Annotated in this window: 17 protein-coding genes and 1 pseudogene; 12 read left to right on the top strand and 6 right to left on the bottom strand. The window is 54.6% G+C overall.

Features of this window, described 5'->3' with window-relative positions; genetic code table 11:
- Positions 1–774 (top strand): phosphate ABC transporter ATP-binding protein PstB, encoded by a 774-nt coding sequence (pstB, locus tag GSQ70_RS11280; protein ID WP_370521109.1) that lies wholly within the window; start codon positions 1–3, stop codon positions 772–774.
- Between the two features lie 124 nt (positions 775–898).
- On the opposite strand, the gene purN is transcribed toward pstB, so the two are convergent.
- Together purN and purM are read right to left on the bottom strand one after the other, a co-directional pair.
- Positions 899–1537, bottom strand: a complete 639-nt coding sequence (gene purN / locus GSQ70_RS11275; RefSeq protein WP_158782623.1) for a phosphoribosylglycinamide formyltransferase — start codon at positions 1535–1537, stop codon at positions 899–901.
- Entirely contained in the window at positions 1534–2574 is a 1041-nt protein-coding gene (gene purM, locus GSQ70_RS11270) for a phosphoribosylformylglycinamidine cyclo-ligase (protein ID WP_158782622.1), read from the bottom strand. Before purM ends, purN begins: the two co-directional genes overlap by 4 nt.
- A 245-nt stretch (positions 2575–2819) precedes the next feature.
- Between purM and upp the strand changes: the two genes are divergently transcribed.
- From upp to hda, 3 genes are all read left to right on the top strand, one after another.
- Positions 2820–3446, top strand: coding sequence for a uracil phosphoribosyltransferase (upp, locus tag GSQ70_RS11265; protein ID WP_158782621.1), 627 nt, complete (start codon positions 2820–2822; stop codon positions 3444–3446).
- Positions 3447–3506: 60 nt separating this feature from the next.
- Positions 3507–4790, top strand: coding sequence for a uracil permease (uraA, locus tag GSQ70_RS11260; protein WP_158782620.1), 1284 nt, complete (start codon positions 3507–3509; stop codon positions 4788–4790).
- An 86-nt stretch (positions 4791–4876) separates the two neighbouring features.
- Positions 4877–5584 carry a DnaA inactivator Hda gene (gene hda / locus GSQ70_RS11255; RefSeq protein ID WP_158782619.1) on the top strand — a complete coding sequence of 236 codons (708 nt, stop codon included), beginning with the start codon at positions 4877–4879 and terminating at the stop codon, positions 5582–5584.
- An 85-nt stretch (positions 5585–5669) separates the two neighbouring features.
- Here hda and arsC read toward each other — a convergent pair whose 3' ends face one another.
- Together arsC and GSQ70_RS11245 are read right to left on the bottom strand one after the other, a co-directional pair.
- The gene (gene arsC / locus GSQ70_RS11250; protein WP_158782618.1) at positions 5670–6023 is read right to left on the bottom strand and encodes an arsenate reductase (glutaredoxin); all 354 of its coding nucleotides are present in this window, start codon (positions 6021–6023) and stop codon (positions 5670–5672) included.
- Between the two features lie 11 nt (positions 6024–6034).
- Positions 6035–7495 carry a M48 family metallopeptidase gene (locus tag GSQ70_RS11245; protein ID WP_158782617.1) on the bottom strand — a complete coding sequence of 487 codons (1461 nt, stop codon included), beginning with the start codon at positions 7493–7495 and terminating at the stop codon, positions 6035–6037.
- A 781-nt stretch (positions 7496–8276) separates the two neighbouring features.
- Between GSQ70_RS11245 and GSQ70_RS11240 the strand changes: the two genes are divergently transcribed.
- The 7 genes and pseudogenes from GSQ70_RS11240 to GSQ70_RS11210 all read left to right on the top strand — a co-directional run bounded on the left by GSQ70_RS11240 (position 8277) and on the right by GSQ70_RS11210 (position 13919).
- On the top strand, positions 8277–8882 hold the full coding sequence (locus GSQ70_RS11240; RefSeq protein ID WP_158782616.1) for a DsrE family protein: 606 nt from the start codon (positions 8277–8279) through the stop codon (positions 8880–8882).
- A gap of 61 nt (positions 8883–8943) precedes the next feature.
- Positions 8944–9540 carry a DsrE family protein gene (locus tag GSQ70_RS11235; RefSeq protein WP_158782615.1) on the top strand — a complete coding sequence of 199 codons (597 nt, stop codon included), beginning with the start codon at positions 8944–8946 and terminating at the stop codon, positions 9538–9540.
- Between the two features lie 104 nt (positions 9541–9644).
- Positions 9645–9876 (top strand): annotated as a pseudogene (locus tag GSQ70_RS11230) (LacI family DNA-binding transcriptional regulator); the annotation flags it as partial.
- A complete protein-coding gene (locus tag GSQ70_RS26390) occupies positions 9815–10105 on the top strand; it encodes a TOBE domain-containing protein (RefSeq protein ID WP_158785287.1) in 291 nt (96 codons plus the stop codon). The pseudogene GSQ70_RS11230 and the gene GSQ70_RS26390, both read left to right, overlap by 62 nt.
- A 20-nt stretch (positions 10106–10125) precedes the next feature.
- Positions 10126–10962 (top strand): phosphodiesterase, encoded by an 837-nt coding sequence (locus GSQ70_RS11220; RefSeq protein ID WP_158782614.1) that lies wholly within the window; start codon positions 10126–10128, stop codon positions 10960–10962.
- Between the two features lie 172 nt (positions 10963–11134).
- Positions 11135–12742, top strand: a complete 1608-nt coding sequence (locus tag GSQ70_RS11215; protein WP_158782613.1) for a sensor domain-containing diguanylate cyclase — start codon at positions 11135–11137, stop codon at positions 12740–12742.
- 103 nt (positions 12743–12845) lie between these two features.
- The gene (locus GSQ70_RS11210; protein ID WP_158782612.1) at positions 12846–13919 is read left to right on the top strand and encodes an AI-2E family transporter; all 1074 of its coding nucleotides are present in this window, start codon (positions 12846–12848) and stop codon (positions 13917–13919) included.
- An 80-nt stretch (positions 13920–13999) separates the two neighbouring features.
- Here GSQ70_RS11210 and bcp read toward each other — a convergent pair whose 3' ends face one another.
- Both bcp and GSQ70_RS11200 read right to left on the bottom strand, forming a co-directional pair.
- Entirely contained in the window at positions 14000–14467 is a 468-nt protein-coding gene (gene bcp / locus GSQ70_RS11205) for a thioredoxin-dependent thiol peroxidase (RefSeq protein ID WP_158782611.1), read from the bottom strand.
- A complete protein-coding gene (locus tag GSQ70_RS11200) occupies positions 14445–15038 on the bottom strand; it encodes a glycine cleavage system transcriptional repressor (RefSeq protein ID WP_158782610.1) in 594 nt (197 codons plus the stop codon). Before GSQ70_RS11200 ends, bcp begins: the two co-directional genes overlap by 23 nt.
- A gap of 158 nt (positions 15039–15196) precedes the next feature.
- Between GSQ70_RS11200 and dapA the strand changes: the two genes are divergently transcribed.
- Complete coding sequence (gene dapA / locus GSQ70_RS11195) at positions 15197–16075, top strand: 4-hydroxy-tetrahydrodipicolinate synthase (RefSeq protein ID WP_158782609.1); 879 nt, start codon at positions 15197–15199, stop codon at positions 16073–16075.
- Positions 16076–16078 lie beyond the last annotated feature (3 nt).

Raw genomic sequence — 16078 nt, 5'->3', positions numbered from 1 at the left:
ATGGTAATGTCCGACGAGCAGGAAACCGCACTGAAGGTGGAGAACCTTTCGTTGTGGTACGGTGCAAAACAGGCGCTGAACAACATTAATCTGGCGGTACCCCGGCATCGCATCACAGCGCTGATCGGTCCTTCAGGCTGCGGTAAGTCAACGCTGCTGCGCTGCTTTAACCGTATGAACGATCTGATTGATGACTGTCGGGTTGAGGGTGACATTCACCTGAATCAGCAGTCGATCCTGACTGCAGCGCAGGATCTCCCCGCGTTGCGCCGCAGGGTGGGGATGGTGTTTCAACGGCCCAATCCTTTTCCCAAGACTATTTATGAAAATGTGGTGTATGGCCTGCGGTTGCAGGGCGTGCGCGACCGTCGCGTGCTGGATGAAGCGGTTGAGCGTGCGCTGCGTGCGGCGGCGCTGTGGGCGGAAGTGAAGGATAACCTGTGGCAGAATGCCCTGATGCTCTCCAGCGGCCAGCAGCAGCGGCTGGTGATTGCCCGGGCGATAGCCATCGAACCGGAAGTTTTGCTGCTGGATGAGCCTACCTCGGCGCTGGATCCGATCTCGACGCTGGTGATTGAAGAGCTGATGTCCACGCTGAAGCAGCACTTTACGCTGATTCTGGTCACGCATAATATGCAGCAGGCGGCGCGGGTGTCGGACTATACGGCATTTATGCATCAGGGAAGCGTGGTGGAGTTTGGCGAGACGGACGATCTGTTTACTGCCCCACGTCAGCGACGGACGGAAGACTATATTACCGGGCGCTTTGGCTGAGTGTTGATGGCCTGGGGCTGGGTGTTGAGTGCTGGGCAATGGGGCTGGAGCGGCTGGTGCAGGCACAGGGAACAGGGGCTGCTCATAAAGACGCAAAAGCGGCATCCGTGCCAGCTATTTTGCTTCAGTCGTAAGCATGCCCTTCAGGAGGCAGTTTCCCGCCGTCCAGCCAGGCCGCCTCATCCTTCATTGCCAGCCTTCCCTCAACAAACCAGCTCACCACTAACGGATAGATAGCGTGTTCCTGATTCTGCACGCGGGCGGTGACGTCATCGACGGTGTCATCAGCAAAAACCGGGACTTTCGCCTGAAGGATCACCGGGCCGCCGTCCAGCTGTTCAGTGACGAAATGCACGGAGGTGCCGTGTTCTTCATCGCCGTTTTCAATCGCCTGTCGGTGGGTATGCAGTCCGGGATATTTCGGCAGCAGGGAGGGGTGGATATTCAGCATCCGGCCAGCATAGTGCTGAACGAACGCCGGGCTGAGGATACGCATGTAGCCCGCCAGCACCACCAGATCGGGGGCGTAGGCATCCATTTCCAGCATCAGCTGGCGATCGAAGGCTTCACGATCGGCAAACTGCGAGGCAGTCAGGGCGTGGGCCGGAACACCCGCTTCACGCGCCCGCTCAAGCCCGAAGGCTTCTGACTTGTTACTGAACACGGCAGCAACGCTGCCGTTGATCCGTCCCTGCTGGCAGGCATCCAGGATTGCCTGAAGGTTGCTTCCCTGACCGGAAACCAGCACGACTAACCGTTTCATGCGTTAATGACCACACGCTCTTCAGAATCGGATGCTTTGATCACGCCGATTTTCCAGGCTTTCTCGCCCGCTTTGGTCATCAGCTGCACCGCGTTGTCTGCTTCGCTGGCGCTCAGGGCAATGACCATACCGACGCCGCAGTTAAAGGTACGATACATTTCAAAGCGGCTGACGTTGCCCGCTTCCTGCATCCAGCCAAATACCGCAGGCCACTGCCAGCTTGACTCTTCCAGGACTGCCTGGGTGTTGTCTGGCAGCACGCGGGGAATGTTTTCCCAGAAGCCGCCGCCGGTCAGATGAGCGATAGCGTGAACGTCAACCTGTTCGATCAGGCTGAGAATATTCTTCACATAGATGCGGGTTGGGGCCAGCAGGTGGTCGGCAAGCGATTTGCCTTCCAACTGGGTCGCTTCCGGATCGGTTTTGCTGACTTCCAGAATTTTGCGTACCAGCGAGTAGCCATTGGAGTGTGGACCGCTGGAACCCAGCGCGATCAGCACATCACCATCCTGCACTTTGCTGCCGTCGATAATTTCTGATTTTTCCACCACGCCGACGCAGAAGCCCGCCACGTCATAGTCTTCTCCGTGGTACATGCCTGGCATCTCGGCAGTTTCCCCACCGACCAGCGCACAGCCAGACTGAGAGCAGCCTTCCGCGATACCGGTGATCACGCTGGCCGCGGTATCCACGTCCAGTTTGCCGGTGGCATAGTAGTCGAGGAAGAACAACGGCTCGGCACCCTGTACCACCAAATCATTCACGCACATCGCGACCAGATCGATACCAATGGTATCGTGGCGTTTCAGATCCATCGCCAGACGCAGCTTGGTGCCGACGCCGTCAGTGCCGGAAACCAGTACGGGCTCACGGTATTTTTGCGGCAGCGCACAAAGGGCACCGAAACCGCCCAGTCCACCCATCACTTCCGGGCGACGAGTCTTTTTCACTACGCCTTTGATACGATCGACTAAAGCATTACCAGCATCGATATCTACGCCGGCGTCTTTATAGCTGAGAGAGGTTTTGTCGGTCACTGCGAAATCCCCACGCGATTATGCGGTTGTGGTGGTATGGAAAATAAAGCGCGGCAATTCTAACAGCGCAGGCAAACGTTTGCGAGTGCCTTCTTCTGCCACATTGCGGATAGCTGAATTTTAGCCAATTCTTGTCATAATGCAGGGGATTCGTCAGAAGTTGTATTAAGTGGTAGGGCAGAGCGATCAAATGGCGCTATAATCTCGCGATTTTTTTTGCAGCTTAACACTCCGGGAGTACAACAATGAAGATCGTGGAAGTCAAACACCCGCTGGTCAAACATAAACTGGGCCTGATGCGTGAACATGACGTAAGCACCAAGCGCTTTCGTGAACTCGCATCAGAAGTGGGAAGTTTGCTGACTTATGAAGCCACCTCGGATTTGGCGACGGAAACTGTCACCATTGAAGGCTGGAACGGCCCGGTGGAAATCGAGCAGATTAAAGGCAAAAAGATTACCGTTGTGCCGATCCTGCGTGCAGGCCTGGGCATGATGGAAGGCGTGCTGGAAAACGTTCCGAGCGCGCGTATCAGCGTGGTGGGTGTCTACCGTGATGAAGAGACGCTGGAGCCGGTTCCCTATTTCCAGAAGCTGGTGTCCAACATCGAAGAGCGCATGGCGCTGGTGGTTGACCCAATGCTGGCGACCGGTGGCTCGATGATTGCCACTATCGACCTGCTGAAGAAAGCCGGTTGTACCAGCATTAAAGTGCTGGTGCTGGTGGCGGCCCCGGAAGGCATTGCTTCGCTTGCAAAAGCGCATCCGGATGTGGAGCTGTATACCGCGTCAGTCGATCAGGGGCTGAACGAGAAAGGGTATATCATCCCGGGCCTGGGCGACGCAGGCGACAAGATATTTGGGACTAAATAAAAGATGTTCAAGCCGACCAGAGAGTCGGCTTTTTTTTGTTAAAACTAAAGGGTAAACACTATGACACGTCGCGCTATCGGCGTTAGCGAGCGGCCACCGCTGCTGCAAACTATTCCACTCAGCTTCCAGCATTTATTCGCCATGTTTGGTGCAACGGTGCTGGTTCCGATCCTGTTCCACATCAACCCGGCCACCGTGCTGCTGTTCAACGGCGTCGGCACTCTGCTGTATCTGTTTATCTGTAAGGGCAAAATCCCGGCCTATCTTGGCTCCAGCTTTGCGTTTATTTCTCCTGTGCTGCTGTTGTTGCCGCTGGGTTATGAAGTGGCGCTGGGCGGTTTTATCCTCTGCGGCGTGCTGTTCTGTCTGGTGGCGCTGATTGTTAAAAAAGCCGGTACCGGCTGGCTGGACGTGATGTTCCCTCCGGCGGCGATGGGGGCCATCGTGGCGGTAATCGGGCTGGAGCTGGCAGGAGTGGCGGCCAATATGGCCGGTCTGCTGCCTGCTAACGGCGCGTCAGTTGACAGTAAAACGATCGTCATTTCGATGGTCACACTGGCCGTGACGGTGTTTGGTTCAGTGCTGTTCCGCGGCTTTATGGCGATCATCCCGATTCTGATTGGCGTGCTGGTTGGTTACGCGCTCTCTTACTTTATGGGTATCGTTAACTGGTCGACGGTGGAAGCTGCGCCGTGGTTTGCACTGCCAACCTTCTACACGCCGCGCTTCGAGTGGTATGCGATGCTGACCATCCTCCCAGCCGCGCTGGTGGTGATAGCCGAGCACGTCGGGCATCTGGTGGTGACCGCGAATATCGTTAAAAAAGACCTGCTGAAAGATCCGGGACTGCATCGTTCGATGTTTGCCAACGGTATTTCGACGGTGATTTCCGGCTTCTTTGGATCCACGCCTAACACCACCTACGGCGAGAACATCGGCGTAATGGCAATTACCCGTGTTTACAGCACCTGGGTAATTGGCGGCGCAGCAATTCTGGCTATCCTGCTCTCCTGCGTCGGCAAACTGGCGGCGGCTATTCAGGCGGTGCCGGTTCCGGTGATGGGCGGCGTGTCGCTTCTGCTGTATGGGGTAATCGGTGCTTCGGGGATCCGCGTGCTGATTGAATCGAAAGTGGATTACAACAAGGCGCAGAACCTGATCCTGACCTCGGTGATCCTGATTATCGGCGTCAGCGGTGCTACAGTGCATATCGGTGCCGCCGAGCTGAAAGGTATGGCGCTGGCGACAATTGTCGGCATCTGCCTGAGCCTGATCTTCAAAGTTATCAGCCTGATCCGGCCGGAAGAAGTGGTGCTCGATCCGCAGGATCGCGACCACGTTTAAGTTCACGGGCGGCTGCGGTCGCCCGTTTCATTATCTTCATCAAGTTGTGATAAACTTGCGCCGGATTTTGCCCGATCAACACTGAGGTGCTTCTGAACACACCGGCACAGCTGTCATTGCCACTGTATCTGCCCGATGACGAAACCTTCGCCAGCTTCTGGCCGGGGGAAAATCCGTCGCTGATTGCCGCGCTGCAAAGTGCGTTGCAGCAGGAGCACGGCAGCTATCTCTATTTCTGGTCTCGTGAAGGTGGCGGACGCAGTCATTTGCTGCATGCTGCCTGTGCGGAACTTTCCGCCCGCGGAGAAGCGGTGGGGTACGTGCCGCTGGATAAGCGGACCTGGTTTGTCCCGGAAGTGCTGGACGGTATGGAGCAGCTGGCGCTGATCTGTATCGACAATATTGAATGCATCGCCGGAGATGAACCCTGGGAAATGGCGATCTTCGATCTCTATAACCGCATTCTTGAAACCGGCAGAACCCGTCTGCTGATCACCGGCGATCGTCCACCCCGCCAGCTCAATCTGAAATTACCTGACCTTGCCTCACGCCTCGACTGGGGGCAAATCTATCGCCTGCAACCTCTGTCGGATGACGATAAACTGCAGGCATTGCAGCTGCGGGCCAGGCTGCGGGGGTTTGAGCTGCCGGAAGATGTCGGGCGGTTTCTGCTCAAGCGCCTCGATCGTGAGATGCGCACGCTGTTTGTGACGCTGGACAAGCTGGACCGGGCGTCGATCAGCGCCCAGCGTAAGCTGACGATCCCCTTTGTGAAAGAAGCTCTCGATCTCTGATACCTTCTTCCGCCCCTGTAAATCGTCGGATCGAATAAATTTCCTCCTCCGGTTTCTGCAAATACTACCCGTCATTCAGCCCTGGCTACAAAATCTCCAGCACCTGCTCCGGCGGTCGGCCCAGCCGCGCTTTGCCGTGAGCAATCACAATCGGGCGCTCAATCAGTTTCGGGTTTTCTACCATTGCCTGCAGCAGTTGCTCTTCACTTAGCGACTTATCCGCCAGCTTTAACTCTTTATAACTCTCTTCTTTATTACGCATCAGCTGGCGGGCAGAACTGAAACCCAGCTGTTTAAGCAGTGCTTTTAAGGTGGCGACATCTGGTGGCGTTTCCAGATACAGCACCACTTCCGGATTAATGCCTTTTTCCTCCAGCAGCGACAGCGTTTCACGGCTTTTGGAACAGCGAGGGTTATGGTAAATCTGCACGTCGGACATGATCATCTCTTTTATGATTTCTGATACTGGCGGAAACGCTGCTGCAGCTGGCGCAGCTGGTCAATTCTGGCATCGTAGCGAGCCTGCTTGAGGCTGCCCAGCGGCACGGAGGCGCTGGCACTGCTCAGGCTTCTGATCGCCTGATCGAGCTGGCCGTTTAGCGCCAGGCTTTCCGCCCGGGCAGCCTGCTCTTCATCGGTCAGGCCCTGAGCGGCAGAGGCCTGCGCCAGCAAATCCCAGCCGTTAGGATCGTCTTTGTGCGCCCAGGTGTAGCGATAGAGGATCTTACTGGCATTGGCCGGTTGCTTCGCTTCAACATAGGCGTTAGCCAGGTTGAGTTGAACCACCGGGCTGGCGCTGGCCCCTTTGGCACTCTGCAGCAGGGTGATTGCCTGCTGGGGTTGCTTCAGCCCGATATCGATATCGGTCATGATATCCAGATACCAGACGTTAGCAGGCTGTTTTTCCAGCAGCGGGGCAATGATTTTTTTCGCATTCTCAAAGCTCTTTGCCTGCAGGAACTGCACCGCTTTACCGTACTGCGCGGCGGCCTGTTCGCGGGTATTGCCTTTGTTCAGCGTATCCAGCAGGTCATCGGTTAGTTGATTCTGCCCGGTGGCGTACATGCCCAGTGCGCGCACTTTTGCCATGTAGTAATCCTGCGAGGACTGCACCACCACTGGCTTCATCTGATTTGCCCGGTTACGCGCGTCTGACAGACGGCTGTCCGGCAGTGGGTGAGTCAGCAGCATTTCCGGCGGCTTAGAGGCGAAGCGCGACTGATCGGCCAGCTTCTGCAGAAAATTTGGCATGGCTTCGGGATCAAATCCGGCGCGTTGCAGCACCTGGATGCCGATACGGTCAGCTTCCTGCTCGTTTTGCTGGGTGAAGCTGATCACACCCTGTTGCGTTCCGGCCAGCGTGCCGCTCAGGGCCGCCATCCCGGCCTGCGGGTTTGCCATCGCCAGCAGGATTGAACCCAGCGCACCGACCCAGGTCAGCGGCGCATTACGCTGCTGTTCTTCCATGGCGCGAGCCAGATGGCGCTGGGTGACGTGGGAAATTTCGTGCGCCATGACTGAGGCTAACTGGCTCTCATTGTCGGTATAGCGGAAAAGCGCGGAGTGCAGCACCACGTTACCGCCAAAAAAGGCGAAGGCGTTGATCTCATCGTTGCTAATCAGAAAAAAGTGGAAGGGCGTTTTCACCGACCAGGCATGAGCGACCAGCCGCTGGCCGAGCTGGTTGATGTAGTCGTTCAGTAATGGGTCGTTAATCAGTGGGGCACTACCGCGCAGCTGGCGGACATAGAAGTCACCCATCTGCATTTCCTGATTAATGGAGAGGGTGTTACCGGCCGTGGTCCCGATATCGGGCAGGCTGTCACTGACGTCGGCAGTTGCCGCGAAAGAAGTGGCCACTGCTGCTGCCACCAGTGAGGCCAGTGCACATTTTTTCACTCGGTTAATCATTCTGAATCCCATTCTGATGATGTCCTCGTTTGACCGGTTGCCGCCAGGCAATCAGGCCAGCCTTCCCGGGCTGCAAGTTTTGCAGGTTATCTTAACCACAGGTGTAGCGGAAGGAAACGGGTGAGGATGCGATAAAATGCAGCATAATGTTATCTGATGTCAAAAATCGCAGAAAAAAATTGAATAATCACGCGGCGACTTGTTCATTATGGATGACAGACTGGTCTGAACTGCCGGTGCCGATCCGGGCAGAGAAAACCCCTTTTATTATTCGTAACAGCCTGAGGAACTCATTAAAGTTAGGTAAATTTATTCAATAAATCTGAATGTGGCATGGAATTTGATTAGGTTTACTCTGAAAAATTGCCGGAAAGAGTCGGTTGTCCACCAGCGGTAAAATAACATTATTTATATTTTCAGAGCGGGAGCATATTTATTTTAGTGCCGAATTATACAAGCACGGATTAAGTTAAAACTTGAGAGGTAAAGTGATTTCGAACGGACTAACAATAAATTCGGACCGTAATTTATTACGTGGAATGCAACACTGTCTATTAATTATTGGATCTTATTTTTTTTGCATTTTCCGATAATCCTTCGGTTTGGCTGGATAGAGCGAATTATTAATAATTACCCTGCTGAATAAATTGCCCTCTTTCCCGGTTTTGGTAGCGTAACATTCCGGTCCGGCTATGTTATAGATCTCCTGTCGTTGGTTGAACCTGACGGTATTTCGATCCCTTTGTCGTCTGACCTGTAGCCCAGTTGCGGAGAGCATCCTATGCGCCCAGTTGTATCCTATGTCTTAATCGCCGTTGTGGCGGGTTTTGTCGGAGCCAGCTTTTCAAAAGCCCCCGAAATAGTGGATAAGTTCAATGAGCATTTCGGTACTCAACCCACCGACCCTGAAGGATTCTGGTCAACTCCGGCGATTGCGGGATATGGCAAAATCCATTACGAATCTGATGCTGCCTATAAACCTGCCGTCGGCGACAGTAATAAAATCATCTTTCAAATTACCAAAGCGGAAAATGGTCCGAACGATCCTAATCTGGGCCTGGAACGTGTGGCCAGGGTGGTGAATTTATACGTGGCATCAGGCGTGCCGGCCGACCAGCTCAAATTTGTCGTATCGGTGACCGGCGACGGAACCCCGGCTATGCTGAATAACGAGCAATATAAAAAGATGTTCGGCATGGATAATCCTAACCTCAAACTTATTAGCGAATTACGCTCAAAAGGCGTCGACGTTTCGGTGTGCGATCAGTCCGTGGCCTTCCATCACTTCCAGCATGACTGGATTGATAAATCTGTGACCCATGCGTTGTCCAGCCCAACCACCGTTTCCACCCTGGAGAACCAGGGGTACGCTTTCCTCGCAATGTAAACCACATTGTGTTCCTGCAGACCAGGCGGGTCGTTGACCCGCCGAAAAGGAGAAAAGCCTGATGCGCCAGACGCTACAAACAGCCGTCATCGCAGCCGTAGTCAGTATCCTTACCGTTAAAGCCTCCGCCATTTACCAGAAAACCACCGATCTGGTTTCCAGCAACTCCACACCACCGAAAGGATTCTGGCAAACGCCGACCATTGAAGGTTATGGTAAAATTCACGATCGCCCGATGGCAGCCTTCCGTCCGGACAGCAGCCAGCATTACAAGGTTGTCTTCCAGATTCAGAACGGGCATCAGCCAAAACAATCAGTAAACAGCGAGCTGGATCACGTGGCGCGCACGGTGAATCTGTATGTTGCTGCGGGTGTTCCACTGCAAAACTTGAAATTTGTGGTTGCCATTGCCGGTTCAGCCACGCCGGTAGTGCTGGATAATCAGCACTATCATGAGAAATTCGGCGTTGATAATCCTAATCTGCCCCTGATCGCCCGGCTGAAACAGGCCGGGATTATCGTTTCGGTCTGTGACCAGGCCGTGGCCGGGCATAACTATCCCTTTGACTGGGTGGATAATAATGTCACTCATGCGCTGTCGAACCTCACTACCGTTACCACGCTGCAGCAGCAGGGCTACGTGCTGATGCCGATGTAGCCCGCGCCGGCGTGTCACACGCCGCTTTTTATCCTTCATTTTTCTGTCATACAGCGCTGCTAGTTTTCTCGCCATGAGATCGATCTCAGGGCAATGGTGAGCGAATGACAGATTTACTTCGGGTGGCAAAACTGGCAGGTGTTTCGCGGGCAACCGCTGCAAGGGCATTTTCTTCGCCTGAGCTGGTTCGTGAGGAAACACGCCTTAAAATTTTTGCCGCTTCTGAACAACTGGGCTTTCGTCCCAACCTGATCGCCCGTCAGCTGCGTACGCAATCCTCCCGCACGCTCGGCGTGCTGTTGCCTTCGCTGAGCAATCCAGTTTTCGCCGACCAGGCTCTCCGGCTCGCTATTGCCGCCCGGAAGATATCCAGCTGGGAGAGTTCATTGCGGGGCAGCGCGGTGGACGCATTGTTGAGACATTATTTCTCGGGGCCAGTCAGCGGTTGTTCATCGATATTGGCATGGATAAACCCATCCAGGTTGAGCGTTCGGCCCGTGAGCAGTGGATGACGGGGCAGAAGGTGGGTGTGATGGTCAGTGATAACGTGGTGATGAACTTTTAATGTTTAGTACAGGAAACAGAATGTCGATTCAGCAACCGGTTCTGGTCGCCCAGATTAGCGACCTGCATATTAAAGCCCACGGGAAACTCTCCTACCGCAAAGTGGACACGCTTGGTGCGCTGCGTAAAATTATTGCCCGCTTAAATGCCCTCCAGCCTCGTCCCGATACGGTGGTGATCACCGGTGACCTGGTGGACTTCGGCAATGAAGACGAGTATCAGACGCTGAAAGAGGCGCTACAGGCGCTGGAAATGCCTTTCTGGCTGATGGCGGGTAACCACGACGATCGCCAGATGCTGCGTAAGGTTTTTACCGATCAACCCTATCTTTTCCAGCACCAGGAATTTATCCAGTGGGAAGGCGAGTGTGGCCCGCTGAGGTTGCTGGCGCTGGACTCCACCGTGCCGCAGCAGCCACAGGGGGAGCTGTGCGAAGAGCGTCTGTGCTGGTTGTCAGAGCGCCTGCGTGCGGAGCCTTTGCGCCCAACGCTGGTGATGCTTCATCATCCTCCGTTCATCAGCGGTATTGGTCATATGGACCGTCAGCGGCTGGTTAATCCTCAGGCGCTGGCCGAAGTGATTGGGCTTCATCCGCAGGTTGAGCGCGTATTGTGTGGCCATGTACATCGCAGCATGCAGGTCAGATTTGCCGGAACACTGGCATGCAGCGCGCCAGGCGGTTCTCATCAGGTGGCATTCGATTTGAGCGATGATGGCCCGGCGAATTTTTGCCTGGAACCGGCGGGCTTTTTACTGCACCACTGGACGGCTGAGCAGGGAGTGGTGACCCATCAGTGCGTGGTTGACACCTTTGCAGGACCCTATCCATTCTATGATGAGAACGGTCTCATCGATTAATTCCGATTAATTCCGATTATTGCTGGTTTAAATAGCTTCCGATTATTCCCAAAACGGACAAGAGGTGTACAATTGGTATGGTGCTTTACCAGGGCATAACACGCACTTAAGACAAATGCGCACATAAAATAATAAGGCGCTACATTATGAAACATCTTGCTGAGGTGAGTCCATGTTGAGGCTTAGTCTCCCCAAAACGGACTTGCGCACGCTCATTACATTGTTAGCCGTGGCCAGCATCGTCATTACGCTGGCCAACTCGCTGTACGCCACCTGGCGGGTGCAGCGTGATGTGCTGATCAATAACACGCTTGAATCCAATCGCGTTTACGCTACTAAACTCGCCTCCACCACTGAGATGTTCTTTCAGCTGGCGCAGTCGCAGCTTGCCTACAGCGCTAAAGAGCTGGGGAAAGGCATGGATAACGATGCGGTGATGCAGAGCGAAGTAGAGCGTTTGCGCCAGCAAACCAACAGTTTTAACTCAGTGGTGATTGTGGATGCCAATGGCTGGGTGAAAGCGATCTCCCCTGAGTCCCTGATGCTGAAAGGCATGCATCTGACCACCTCCACCACGCAGCAGGCGCTGGCGGAGAAAAAGCCGCTGATTGGCAAACCGGGCATTTCGGCAGCCAATAACCTGATGGTTTTTGTCTCTTATCCTGTCTGGTCACCTACCGGCAGCTATTTTGGCTTTGTCGGCGGTACAATTTACCTGAAGAAGAAAAGCATTCTTAACGAGCTGCTGGGCGAGCAGTTCTACCGGGATGGCTCGTCACTGTACGTGGTGGATGAAGATAACCGCGTGCTCTATCACCAGAACAACAAGCTGATTGGGCAGAAAATACCCCAACTGGTGGGTGACGATCTGAAGAAGAAAAGCAGCAATGGTTTTCTTGAGGTGACCAAAGAGAGTGGTGAGCCGATGCTGGCCGGTTATGCCATGGTGCCTACAGCGGGCTGGACGATTGTGGCGCTGAAGCCGACCCAGACCACGCTGGCCCCGCTCAGCAGCCTGCTGCTGAAGGTGTTGCAGCATTCGGTGCCGTTTGCGTTGCTGACGCTGATTATCGCCTGGATACTGGCCCGGCTTATCGCTCTGCCGCTGTGGCAGCTGGCACGAAAGGCCAGCCAGATGGATGCGCAGGGCGTGTCGAAAGAGATTAACGGCATCCGCTCCTGGTACTATGAGGCCGCGCAGATCAAACGGGCGTTGCTGGCTGGTATCGGGTTGCTGCAGGATAAAATCGGCCGCCTGAAGTTTGAAGTGCAGACCGATCCGCTGACATCGCTGCTTAACCGCCGTGGCCTCAATGCCGTGCTTGAATATTTTCTGGCTACCCGCCAGCCGTTTGCGGTGCTGGCGCTGGATATCGATCACTTTAAAAAGGTCAACGATACCTGGGGCCACGATGTGGGTGACCATGTGATCCAGAGCGTGGCGCAGCAGCTGGAAAAAAGCTCGCGGCAGACTGACGTGGTGTGCCGCAACGGTGGTGAAGAGTTTCTGATGATCCTGCCGGGTGCCGAGCGCGATATTGCTGTGGTGATTGCCGAGCGGGTGCGGAAGAAAATCGAATCACTGCAGCTGCCTTCTGTCGGACATATTTCCATTTCTGTTGGGGTCGCCTTCTGGAAAGCTGATGAGATGACAATAGAGCGGACGTTCAAGCAGGCCGATGATGCGCTGTATCAGGCAAAAAATGCCGGTCGTAACCGCGTGGTCACCGCTCAGCAGCAGGAGTCTGCCGCACTGGAACTTCAGCGTCATCAGGGTTAACGCCGGACCGGCTGTGCTTCGGTGCAGCCGGTCCGGCGCGCGACATCCCACCGCGCTTTCAGGTACACTCTTCCCCCTTCTTCAGTAAGCCAGGATCTCTTCCATGCTGGACCTTTTATTACAGTGGTATCGCCGTCGATTCAGCGATCCTCAGGCGATTGCGCTGCTGGCGATCCTGCTTGCCGCCTTCTGCATTCTGTTCTTCTTTAATGGCCTGCTTGCTCCGTTACTGGTGGCGCTGGTGGTTGCTTACCTGCTGGAGTGGCCGACAGTGCGTCTGGAACGTCTTGGATGCTCGCGCACCTGGGCAACCAGCATCATCCTTACCCTGTTCGCCACGCTGTTGTTGCTGCTGGTGTTAGTGGTGGCACCGGTCGCCTGGCAGCAAGGCATCAATCTGGTCCATGAGCTGCCTTCGATGCTCACCGGGCTGTACCGCTTTGCCACCCGTCTGCCGGAGCGTTTCCCGACGCTGATGGACGTGGGTATTGTCGATATCGTGGTGGATAACCTGCGCAGCCGCCTGAGCGGGATGGGCGATCAGCTGGTGAAATACTCTCTGGCCTCGCTGGTTGGTCTGATGACGCTGGCGATCTATCTGGTGCTGGTGCCGCTGATGGTGTTTTTCCTGCTCAAGGATAAAGAGCAGATGCTGGCCGCTATCAGCCGCCTGCTGCCGCGTAATCGCGGGCTGGCGGGGCAGGTATGGGAAGAGATGCATCAGCAGGTGTCGAACTATATTCGCGGCAAGGTGCTGGAGATGATTGTGGTAGGCATCGCCACGTGGATTGGCTTCCTTGCGATTGGCATGAACTACGCGCTGCTGCTGGCGGTGCTGGTTAGCTTCTCGGTGCTGATCCCTTATGTTGGTGCGCTGGCCGTGACCATTCCGGTGGTGGGCGTGGGTCTGGCGCAGTGGGGATTCGGCGGTGATTTCTGGACGATGATTATCGTCTACCTGATTATTCAGGGGCTGGACGGCAATATTCTGGTGCCGGTGCTGTTCTCAGAAGCGGTAAATCTTCATCCGCTGGTGATTATCCTGTCGGTGGTGATTTTCGGCGGCCTGTGGGGATTCTGGGGGGTGTTTTTCGCTATCCCGTTGGCAACTCTGATCAAGGCGGTGGCGCACGCCTGGCCGGATGAGCTGCATACAGAGAAAAAGCGGCTGAAGTAATTACCCGTTTATAAAAGGGATTTTATGAAAAAATTTAAGACTTTTCATAGCGGGCGGAGACGGCCCCGCCCGCTACAGCATCAGGCTGACTTCAGGTAATCCATCACGATATCGTGGTGGTTACTGGTCTTAAAATCATCAAACACCTTTTCAACTTTACCGTCGGTGCCAATCAGGAAGCTGATGCGGTGAATACCGTCATAGGTTTTGCCCATAAAGGTCTTCTCGCCCCAGATACCAAACTGCTCGCAAACCTGGTGATCTTCATCTGAAAGCAGGGTGAAGTTCAGGAGCTCTTTCTCAACAAATCGTGACAGTTTCTCTGGCTTATCGGTGCTGACGCCGAGAACTTCCACGCCCGCCTTTTTCAGCTCGTCCATGCTGTCACGCAGGCCGCACGCCTGTACGGTGCAACCTGGCGTCATCGCTTTCGGGTAGAAATACACCAGAACGCGCTGTCCCTGGAAGTCGGTTAAATTTACTTGTTCGCCATCCTGATCGGGCAAGCTAAATTTCGGTGCCAAATCACCGGCTTTCAGTGGATTCATCACTACTCTCCATTTTTTCATCATGCTGTGGATACTGGACCACGCTAATAGTGCCCTGCGCTTTTAACTCTGTACAGAGGCGGTTAAACGCCTGCTCAATAAATGAGGCGTCCTGGCTGGCAGGACTGTGAGCCGTTATTTGAATATAGAGCAAGGGTGGCCGATTTTCTTGCGCAGGCTGAGTGCGGGACACCAGTTCGGCGATATTCATCTGATGGGAATCAAAGAGATCGGTAAAGCGCTCGATAATATGCGGCGAGTCCGTTACTTCCACCTGAACCCAGACTGTGGCAGGCATTGGCGGCCGTTCACGGAAGGTGGTGCGCTTCATGACGATCAGCAGCTCCAGCTCTGCGCCCTTCAGTGGCAGAGTGGATTCAATCAGCGTAATAGCGTTCCAGCTGCCGGAAAGCAGCATGATAAAGGTGAACTCATCACCCAGCATGGCAAGACGGCTATCTTCGATGTTGCAACCGCAGCTACTGACGTGACGGGTAATAGTATTAACAATCCCCGGGCGGTCAACCCCCAGCGCGGTAATAACCAGATGATGTTGCTCTGACTGCGGCAAAATGAGGCTTCCTGTAGGTCTCAGTGATTAGCAATTGTGATAACCCTAAGGTAAACATAAAAAATACCCCCTGCCAAGGGGCCTGGAGGGGATGTCCGCTTGCTTTTCAATAGCCGTAAACCGTACCATGAAGCACTTGTTTGTGGAGGGGATGGCTAATGTTCACGGGAAGTATTGTTGCACTCGTTACGCCGATGGATGACAAAGGGTATGTCTGCCGTGCGAGTTTGAAAAAACTGATTGATTATCATGTTGCCAGCGGAACCTCGGCAATTGTCTCGGTAGGGACCACCGGTGAATCTGCCACATTAAGCCACGACGAGCACGGTGACGTGGTGATGCTGACCCTGGAGCTGGCCGACGGCCGCATCCCGGTGATTGCGGGCACCGGCGCTAACGCCACAGCGGAAGGTATTTCGCTGACCAGACGCTTTGAAAAGAGCGGCGTGGTGGGTTGCCTGACCGTCACCCCTTACTACAACCGTCCGACTCAGGAAGGGCTGTACCAGCACTTTAAAGCCATTGCAGAAAGCACCGACCTGCCACAGATGCTGTACAATGTGCCGTCGCGTACCGGCTGTGACATGCTGCCAGAAACGGTAGGTCGCCTCGCTAAGATCAAAAATATTATCGGAATCAAAGAAGCCACCGGGAACTTATCGCGGGTTAGTCAGATCCAAGAGCTGGTTGAAGAAGACTTTATTCTGGTCAGCGGCGACGATGCCACTGCGCTGGACTTCATGCAGCTGGGTGGTCGGGGCGTCATCTCCGTGACGGCAAACATCGCCGCGCGCGAAATGGGGGAGCTCTGTACGCTTGCACAACAGGGTAACTTTGTGGAAGCTCGCCGCCTTAATCAGCGCCTGATGCATCTGCATCAGAAGCTATTTATTGAGCCTAATCCTATCCCGGTAAAATGGGCTGCTAAAAAATTAGGATTAATTGCAACCGACACGCTGCGTCTACCCATGACGCCGATGACTGATGCCGGTCGTCCGGTTGTTGAGCAGGCACTGAAAGACGCAGGCCTGCTGTAAATT

The sequence above is a fragment of the Pantoea sp. BAV 3049 genome (assembly GCF_009765445.1).
In the GTDB taxonomy this organism is placed as follows: Bacteria; Pseudomonadota; Gammaproteobacteria; order Enterobacterales; family Enterobacteriaceae; genus Erwinia.
This window is presented reverse-complemented; position numbering and strand designations above follow the sequence as displayed.